Source organism: Sinomonas sp. (assembly GCF_036848755.1).
In the GTDB taxonomy this organism is placed as follows: Bacteria; Actinomycetota; Actinomycetes; order Actinomycetales; family Micrococcaceae; genus Sinomonas.
Genome location: NZ_DAIUJO010000243.1, coordinates 1 through 1765 on the forward strand (window position 1 = coordinate 1; position 1765 = coordinate 1765).

1 protein-coding gene and 1 pseudogene are annotated in these 1765 nt (G+C 70.9%); both read left to right on the forward strand.

What is annotated here, in order from left to right; translation table 11 throughout:
* Window positions 1-733, forward strand: a pseudogene (locus V7053_RS18970) (hypothetical protein); the annotation flags it as partial.
* Window positions 730-1765 (forward strand): SCO6880 family protein (locus V7053_RS18975; protein ID WP_334173800.1); only part of this gene is annotated, 1036 nt, incomplete at its 3' end. The pseudogene V7053_RS18970 and the gene V7053_RS18975, both read left to right, overlap by 4 nt.

The window sequence follows — 1765 nt, forward strand, 5'->3', positions numbered from 1 at the left end:
CGCAGCATCGGCGGCCATGTTGGAGGGCGGCAAGAAGAGCTTCGAGGGCGTCACGCGGTGGCTGATCGCGTTCGTCGTGTACAGCCCTGTGGCCGCGAGCATCTATGCCCTGGCCTGGCGGCTCAAGAACGGCGACGACGGGATCGGCGGCGTGATCAACGGCTGGATCCTGATCGTCCTGGCGGTGCTGACGCTTCCGGCTCTGATGCGCCTGATCGCCCCGGTGTCCTCGGCCATGGGCCGGATGGCGGGCGGGGTGATGGCTATGGGCATCACGGCTGCCGCGGTGGGCGCAGGCGTCGCTGTCGGCGCGGCCGTGGTCACGGGCGGCGCCTCGGCTGGCGCTTCCGGCGCGGCGTCTACGGGCGGCGCGACGACGGGCGGCGCGAACGCTGCCGGGAACAGCGCCGGGGTCGCCCCGGGCAGCTCCACCACCGGCAGTTCCACGACGGGCGCGGACGGCGCCTCGGGCAGCAACGGCCAGAACGGGGCCTCCGGCAAGCACGCGGCCGATGGTGTGTCCAGGAGCTCATCCTCGGACGGCGGATCCGGTGGGGGTTCCTCGTCGAGCAGCGACGGCAGCGGGGCGGCGGCCGGCGGGGCGTCGGATTCCTCCTCGAGCGGAGGAAGCGGCAGCGGGGGCTCTGGCTTGGGCTGGGAGGCAGCCAAGGGCGCCCTGGACAGCACTGACGGCAGCAACGGCAGCATGGCAGAGGGGATGGTCGCGGAATGAGCGAGCGGAAGCGGATCAAGTTCGGGAATTGGCTCTCGTCGGCTCCGGCGACCGTTGGCGGCCTGTCCATCATCGGATGGATTTGCGTCGTGGTGTCGGTGATGCTCATGGTGTTCTGCTTCGTGCTGGGCAAGTTCGCCGCGGGGTTCCTCGCCCTCCTGCTGGGCCTGCTCTTCGTGGCGCTGTTCATGGCCCGTTTCGGTGAGCTGGACGCGGCCCGCACGATCGCGTCCCGGGCCCTTGAATGGATCGACCAGAAGCGCCGCGATGCCCGAGGCGAATCGCAGTACCGCACCGGGATCTTCTCCGGCCTCCCTGCCGGGCATCTCTCAGCCCTGCCCGGGCCACTGGCGGATCTCGGGGAGCTGGACGGGGTGGACGGCGAGGGAGAGCCGTTCACGCTGCTGCACCACAGGAGCGTGCGGCAGCTCTCGGCCACGTTCACCTGCGTCCCGGACGGGATCGACCTGCACCCCCAGGACATGGTGGACGGACAGGTCGCCACCTATGCGGCGTGGATCGCGTCGCTGTCCTCCGACACGGCGATCGCAGGGGCGACGGTCACCGCGGACTCGGCGTACTCCTCCAAGGAGCCGCTGGTGGCCAAGCTCCAGAGCGAGGTAGCCGAGTGGGCCCCCGCGGCGGCGAAGGAAGCCCATGCCCAGGCCACCGCCCTCCTGCCGGGCCACTTCACCGACACCTCCGTGCACGCCACGGTGGTGTGGGATGTGAAGTCACTCAGTGCGGACATGGTGCTTCAGGACGCGGCCGCGGAGATCGCGGCGAAGCTCCCGCACCACCGCGACTTCCTCAAGGGCTCTGGGGCGGGGCTTCCGGTCGTCGCGACGTCGGACGACCTCGCCAGGGCCGTCCAGGTCGCCTACAGCCCGCACCGGGGCATCGAGCAGGGCACGGACGAGCTGCTGGGGCACCGGAACCCGATGCGCCTGGCCGAGGCGGGCCCGGAGTACTTCGACGACTTCGCCCCGCGCGTGGCCTTCCACGACGGCGTGTGCTCGATGACGGCCATGA